6 protein-coding genes are annotated in these 6,757 nt (G+C 40.5%); 4 read left to right on the top strand and 2 right to left on the bottom strand.

The annotated features are described in order from the left end of the window. Positions 1–125 precede the first annotated feature (125 nt). Positions 126–1,583: a glucose-6-phosphate dehydrogenase gene (gene zwf, locus DI44_RS14165; RefSeq protein ID WP_033024635.1), complete on the bottom strand. Its 1,458-nt coding sequence runs from the start codon at positions 1,581–1,583 to the stop codon at positions 126–128. A gap of 337 nt (positions 1,584–1,920) precedes the next feature. Continuing rightward, positions 1,921–3,087, bottom strand: coding sequence for an iron-containing alcohol dehydrogenase (locus tag DI44_RS14170; protein WP_033011684.1), 1,167 nt, complete (start codon positions 3,085–3,087; stop codon positions 1,921–1,923). A 331-nt stretch (positions 3,088–3,418) separates the two neighbouring features. On the opposite strand from DI44_RS14170, the gene DI44_RS14175 reads away from it, so the two are divergent. The 4 genes from DI44_RS14175 to DI44_RS14190 all read left to right on the top strand — a co-directional run bounded on the left by DI44_RS14175 (position 3,419) and on the right by DI44_RS14190 (position 6,634). Next, positions 3,419–3,787, top strand: coding sequence for a winged helix-turn-helix transcriptional regulator (locus tag DI44_RS14175; protein ID WP_033024634.1), 369 nt, complete (start codon positions 3,419–3,421; stop codon positions 3,785–3,787). A 591-nt stretch (positions 3,788–4,378) separates the two neighbouring features. Further along, positions 4,379–5,236 (top strand): carbon-nitrogen hydrolase family protein, encoded by an 858-nt coding sequence (locus DI44_RS14180; RefSeq protein ID WP_033024633.1) that lies wholly within the window; start codon positions 4,379–4,381, stop codon positions 5,234–5,236. Between the two features lie 34 nt (positions 5,237–5,270). Beyond that, positions 5,271–5,945, top strand: a complete 675-nt coding sequence (locus DI44_RS14185; RefSeq protein WP_033010867.1) for a GNAT family N-acetyltransferase — start codon at positions 5,271–5,273, stop codon at positions 5,943–5,945. 17 nt (positions 5,946–5,962) lie between these two features. Further along, positions 5,963–6,634, top strand: a complete 672-nt coding sequence (locus DI44_RS14190; protein ID WP_033024632.1) for a hypothetical protein — start codon at positions 5,963–5,965, stop codon at positions 6,632–6,634. The last annotated feature ends 123 nt before the right edge of the window (positions 6,635–6,757 follow it).

The following is a 6,757-nucleotide window of genomic DNA, read 5'->3' as shown; positions in this document are numbered from 1 at the left end:
GATTAACCCGACTCTCATGCTGACTACCTCCTAAAAATATCTTGGTCAAAGAAGATTGGCTATTCCTATTTCATAGTTAGTTTATCCAGAAATTATGTTTTCAGGTTTGCTCCGGAAGAGCTTATTTACCGCCAATAAAATCCGTCTTCTTTCAATAATTGATAAGAAGCTTCTGGTCCCATCGAACCTGAACGATATGAATGAAGAGGAAGGAGATTTTCCGCAAATGCCTCTAAAACAGGTTGCAGCCATTTCCAAGATAGTTCGACCTCTTTCCAATGGGCGAAGAAAGTCGAATCGCCGTGCAAAGCGTCAAAAATTAAGAGTTCATACGCTTCGGGTACCTCTTTCTGATTAGTTGTAAAGTGCATATGAACGGGTTCCATCTTTCCATTGTTGAATATATTTTTACTATTGAATTGCAGCGAAACGCCTTCGTTCGGATTGATTTGAATCACCAAAAGATTAGGAGCTGTTTCCTCATTTTTCGGTAAATACCATTCCTTTAGCGGATTTTTGAATTCAATCACAATGCGTGTGGACTTTTCCTTCATTCTTTTACCTGTACGGATGTAGAATGGCACTCCGCTCCAGTTTTCATCATCAATCCACAGACGGGCCGCAACAAATGTCTCCGTTGTCGAAGAAGCATCGATGCCAGGTTCTTCTTTATATCCAACCACTGGTCTGCCATCGATTTCTCCAGGACCGTATTGGCCGCGAACGACGTGTAAACCTACTTCTTCTTTCTGTATTGGTCGAAGAGATTCCATGATTTTTCTTTTCTCATTACGGATTTCTTTTGCGCTAATCTGTTTTGGCAGGTGCATGGCTGTCATCATTAACAATTGCAGCATATGATTTTGAAACATATCGCGAATGGCTCCTGCCTGATCATAATAGCTTGCTCTTTGTTCTACTCCAACCGTTTCACTTGCCGTAATTTGCACATTGGCTATATATTGATTGTTCCATATCGCTTGAAACACAGGATTGGCAAATTTTAAAGCTTCAAGGTTTTGGACCATCGGCTTTCCAAGGTAATGATCTACCCGATAAATTTCTTCTTCTTCAAAAGCTTGACTTAACTTTTCGTTTAAATCTTGGGCCGATTTTATATCGTGACCAAATGGTTTTTCGATAATCAGACGTCTCCAACCATTGGTGGATCCTAATCCGCTTTCCTTGATGTTCGACGCAATCACATCAAACAATTCCGGCGCAACAGATAAATAAAACATACGGTTTTCAGGAATATTCAATTCTTTTTCACGTTGTTGAACAATTTCAAGCAACTTTTTATACCCTTGTGCATTCGTTACATCTAAAGAAGTATAACGAAACGCACGGAGAAACTCTTCCATTTTGGAACGGTCATTTGTTAAACGTCTGGAAAAGGTTTTTATCGAATTTTCCACATATATTTGAAATTCATCATCGGATAATTCTCTTTTGCTTACGCCAATAATGGAAAACGACTGAGGCATTTTTTGATCGAGAAATAAATTATATAATGCAGGGAAAATTTTTCGTTTAGCTAAATCACCTGTTGCCCCAAACAGGACAAAGGTCATCGAATCCAATGTTATCCCCCCTGTCTTTTTGAAACATTTTTCAAAAAGAATAAAGCTGATAGAGCAGATGTAACGAGGTTTACTACATTGCACGAATTGGTATTTTTATGAATAATGCCCATTTCAGGGAGAAAATCTTGTCCATGTATTTGTCGTTCATGAACGTTTAAACAAAATACATCCGCTAAAAGGCAATGATTAAAATAACCTAGTACCTTTTTTAAGGCATCTATGGTAATATAAATATAAAAGCAAACGGTGGGATAAAAAGATCAGATTCAATGGAATCCGATCTTTTTATCGCTGGTAAGAATGTTAGTGACAGGCTTTGCTTTTTTTTATTTGTTTAGAAGTTGACATCTAGACCATAAAACGCTGCGATATATAATTTTTTCATTTCTTCTACAGAAGTTTCACGCGGATTTGTGCTTGTACAAGGATCTTTTACGGCATTGGCCGCCATTTCATCCACGTGTGCGGTGAACGTTTCTTCGGACACTCCGTATTCTTGAAGTGTATTTGGAATATTCATCTTATTATTCAAGTCACGAATCCAAGCAATGAGTGAATCCACCAATTCTTTGTTGTTTTCCCCATTCAGACCGAGCCGTTTGGCAATTGCTGCATAACGTTCCTCGACTACCGTGCGATTAAATTGGATTACATATGGTAAATAAATCGCATTGGCACATCCATGCGGAATGTTAAATATTGGGCCGCTTTTGTGTGAAAGACTGTGCACATTTCCTAGCACCGCGTTAGCAAATGCCATTCCAGCCATCGCCTGAGCGTAATGAACTTGTTCGCGGGCTTTAGCATCTCCGTGGTAAGAAGCAAGAAGATTTTCTTTCAGTACTTGAGCTGCTTCAATAGCCAAGGAATCTGTGAAAATCGTACGAGGCTTTGCTACGTATGCTTCAATACTATGTGTGATTGCGTCCATCCCGCTGTAGGCTGTAACGTGCTTCGGCATGGATTGGACCATAATCGGATCAATAATCGCCATGTCTGGCGTCAGTTCAAAATCAGCCAGTGGATATTTGACCCCTGTTTCTGCATCAGTAATAACCGATAAATTGGATATTTCTGATGCACTTCCGCTTGTCGTTGGGATCCCCACGAACTTTGCCCTTGTGCGTAAGCGTGGCAGGCTAAATGGACGTGTCGCTTCTTCAAATGTCAATTCTGGATGTTCGTAGAACAACCACATCGCTTTTGCCGCATCCATTACTGACCCGCCGCCAATCCCGATCACCCAATCTGGCTGAAAATCATTAAGAATGCGCACTCCTTTTTTTACCATTTGGGTTGTTGGTTCTGTCGTAATTCCATCAATCACTTTTGTTTCTATATTGGCCTCTGAAAGAAGTTGCTGAATTTTATCAAGATTTCCGTTTTTCTTGACGGAGCTGCCGCCAATGACGAGGGCAGCTTTTGTTCCTTCCAGTGTTTTTAAAACATCGAGAGCATTCTCTCCAAAATAAATATCGCGAGGAATAGTAAAACGATTCATGCTGCTCCCTCCAGTACTCGTGATTGTTTACAGATGCTAGTATAATGTGTATAAAACTTATTGAGAAGTACGCACTTTATTATCATGTAGTGATAAAAATATAATATAGTGTAAAAAAATATACTTAATGATATAAAAGGTATAAAGGTATATAGATACAATGAACGGGATGTATCATGAAAAGACTGTTACCATCCAGAAGGAATGAATGCGGTCTGCAATGAGTGTAAATGAATATGTATAACATTTATTTGTGAGTAGGTGCTTTATTATCATAAAGTGACAAAGAGTATACTATAGGTTATAATAAACAACATAGGGGGGTGAAACGATGGGACACGTTTGTGGCAAAACGTATAACTGTGAAAAAGAATTAACGCTCGCTGTTATTGGCGGTAAATGGAAAATGCTTATTTTATGGCATCTAGGAAAAGGGGGAAAGAAGCGGTTTAGTGAACTAAAAGCTCTCATGCCGGGGATCACCCAAAGAATGCTTGTTAACCAGTTGCGAGAGCTGGAGGAAGATCAAATTGTTCATCGTGAAGTCTATCCTGTTGTTCCACCAAAAGTGGAATATTCACTGACCGAGCATGGAAAAAGTCTGATGCCAATTCTTGATGCTATGTATGAATGGGGCAGAAACTATATGGAGACTGTCGTAAAGGGTCAAGTAAAAATCAATGATGAGGCCGCCAAATAGAAAAAAACACTTCCTCCTTTAAAGCTTCGAAAACTCCCTGCTTGCATTCTTTTTTAATTATTATGTACTTTTACTGGCAGACAAAATTTCATAGAAAATACACGCTCATCAAGATAGAGATGAAGAAAGCAATAAGTTATGTTATATTAGACGCTAAAAACCAACGGACAACAATCTTTTATGAAAGATCCGCTGTCCGTTGGTTTTTCTGTATGTACGTTGATGACTGTTTGGATGTGAGACCGGTCTGACAGAAACTCTCCTGAAATTTCGTCAGTAGGGGATTCATTTACATAAGTTAAGGAGAGAAGACTCCTGCTTCTAATGTGCGGGGGATTCCCATAGAAGCGGCAGTAGGTTAAGAGTGGTTGCAGCTCACAAAACATTATCTCCATCATTAGATCCCTCATCGTTTCTGCAGACTTCTTTTTTTATTCTCCTTTTTCGTTTATCCTCTTTTAGTATACTTTTTCACACTATGTAACAAGAAAGTGTGTACTTGTTAAATTGAATGATGTGTCTAATAATATCAGTAACGCCACATGACTGAGGCGAAACGTTACTAGATGGATAACAAGAGAGGGGGATACTATGAGACTGAGGGTTTCAGCGGTTCAATATCATCTCCATACCATCCAATCGTTTGAGGAATTTGCCAAACAAGTAGAACATTATATTAAAACAGCGGAAGAGTTTGGAGCGGATTTTGTCTTGTTTCCAGAATTTTTTACCACCCAGCTAATGTCTATTGGCAACCAGCAAGGGCAGCCTTTGACCATTCAAGATCTTCCTGATTTTACAGAACAATATCGGTCTTTATTTATTAATTTGGCTAAACAAACAAAGATGCATATTATTGGAGGAACCCATGTCATCCGTAAAGGCGGACGATTATACAACGTGGCTCATTTATTCTATCCAGACGGAAGAGTCGCCGAACAGCCAAAGCTTCATATCACTCCGACGGAAGTAAAAGAATGGAACATGTCTCCTGGAGAAAGCCTGCAGGTGTTCGAGACCGACAAAGGAACCATTGCGATGTTGACTTGCTATGACATCGAATTTCCAGAAATTGTTCGAATGGCAAAGGCCAAGGGTGCTGATGTCATTTTCTGTCCTTCTTGCACCGATGATCGTCACGGATTTCATCGTGTCCGTTACACCAGTCATGCGAGAGCAATCGAAAATCAAGTCTATGTCGTCACCACTGGTACGGTAGGTTCCCTTCCTACGGTTGATTTTATGCGGGCAAATTTTGGGCAAGCGGCGGTGATTACACCGAACGACATCCCGTTTCCTCCACGCGGCATCTTGGTAGAAGGGGAAATCAACCATGATATGATTGTAACCGCTGATCTCGATTTAGAGCTGTTATATCAGGTTCGCGAAAGTGGTTCCGTCACTACGTGGCGTGATCGGCGCACGGATCTTTATCCGGACTGGAAATAAGATGTGACTAGCTGCTCTATGAGGAGGGTGAAGAATGTATCGAAAGGAGTTTTACGTCTTTGACCAAGATCGTCCTGTCCCAGCGGTAATCCGAAATTATGAAGAAAAGGACTTCCCTGGCTTAATCCGCATTCAACAGGAAAGTTTTCCTCCACCATTCCCGTCTGAATTATGGTGGAATACGGAACAGCTGAAAAATCATGTTACACTGTTTCCAGAGGGAGCCTTATGTGTTGAGGTGAATGGTGAAATTGCGGGGTCGATGACGGGACTTATTGTTGACTTTGATCCCAGCCATCCGGATCATACATGGGAAGAGATCACGGATAATGGATATATCCGTAACCATAACCCAAACGGGAATACGCTCTATGTTGTTGATATTGGCGTGCGTCCTGCCTACCGCAAATTAGGGCTGGGAAAATGGCTGATGTTATCCATGTATGAAGTGGTTGTTCATTTGGGATTAGAACGGCTGTTAGGCGGAGGGAGAATGCCTGGCTATCATAAAAAAGCTCATGAGATGACAGCGGAACAATATCTCGAAGCTGTAGTAAAAGGCGAATTGAAGGACCCTGTTATTACCTTCCTGCTCCGTTGCGGCCGTACACCTGTTAAAGTGGTGGCGAACTATTTAGAGGATGAAGAATCGTGCAATTATGCAGCACTGATGGAATGGAAAAATCCTTTTTATAGACCAAAATCTTAACAAGGAGAATGATGAAGATGGAATATCGCAGAATTACGAGTATTGAAGACCCTTTGTTTAAAAAAATGCACCAATTGATGCAAAATGTATTTCCTCCTGAAGAAGTATTAGCATTCGATTTATGGAAAGAGCCTCTGGAAGATCCGGGAATTCGTGTGTGTGTTGCTGTTCACGAAGGAGAGGTAGTAGGTGCGACAGAGTATCGCTATTATGAAGATTTAAATGTCGCAATGACAGATTTTACCATTATCGACCAAGCAGGACTAGGGATCGGTCGATTTTTAGCCAAAAAGCGGTTAGAAGATTTGAACAACTGGGCTGCAGCAAATGGAAAGCAGTTATATGGCATGTTCGCCGAAATTTATGATCCTTATCGGGTAGAGCATTATGAATTTGGCGGGATTAAGCCGATGGATCCATATGTTCGTCGTGAGGTATTATCTCATTTGGGATATAAGCGGCTTGACTTCCCTTATGTCCATCCATCTTGGAACAATGATGGAGAAGCCGTAACTGGTCTTGATCTTTGTTTTCTTCCGATGGACGATAGCGTGAATGAACTTCCAGCAGATCTTGTTGTGAAGTTTTTGAAACGTTATTATTCTGTCTTATCGAATAAACCGAATTCTTGGTATGAAATGATTGAAAATCTGGAAGCGAAAGATACCGTCACACTATTACCGATTTAAACCCTATAGAAACGCAATGCTCATGAAACCTTAAAAAATTTTTCCGGATTTAGCGGCATCCTTTATTGTTTCTCTATCGAAAGCAGCAAGAATGCTATTCGATATCTGAAAGATGAAGGATGC

It is taken from the genome of Geobacillus sp. CAMR5420 (assembly GCF_000691465.1).
In the GTDB taxonomy this organism is placed as follows: Bacteria; Bacillota; Bacilli; order Bacillales; family Anoxybacillaceae; genus Geobacillus; species Geobacillus thermoleovorans.
Note: the sequence above shows the minus strand (reverse complement) of the source record. Positions and strands in the feature narration are given on the sequence as shown.

Bases quoted from the DNA above. Each gene is read 5' to 3' on its own strand.
- DI44_RS14170 (WP_033011684.1), bottom strand. From the start codon at position 3,087: ATGAATCGTTTTACTATTCCTCGCGATATTTATTTTGGAGAGAATGCT.
- DI44_RS14175 (WP_033024634.1), top strand. From the start codon at position 3,419: ATGGGACACGTTTGTGGCAAAACGTATAACTGTGAAAAAGAATTAACG.
- DI44_RS14180 (WP_033024633.1), top strand. From the start codon at position 4,379: ATGAGACTGAGGGTTTCAGCGGTTCAATATCATCTCCATACCATCCAA.
- DI44_RS14185 (WP_033010867.1), top strand. From the start codon at position 5,271: ATGTATCGAAAGGAGTTTTACGTCTTTGACCAAGATCGTCCTGTCCCA.
- DI44_RS14190 (WP_033024632.1), top strand. From the start codon at position 5,963: ATGGAATATCGCAGAATTACGAGTATTGAAGACCCTTTGTTTAAAAAA.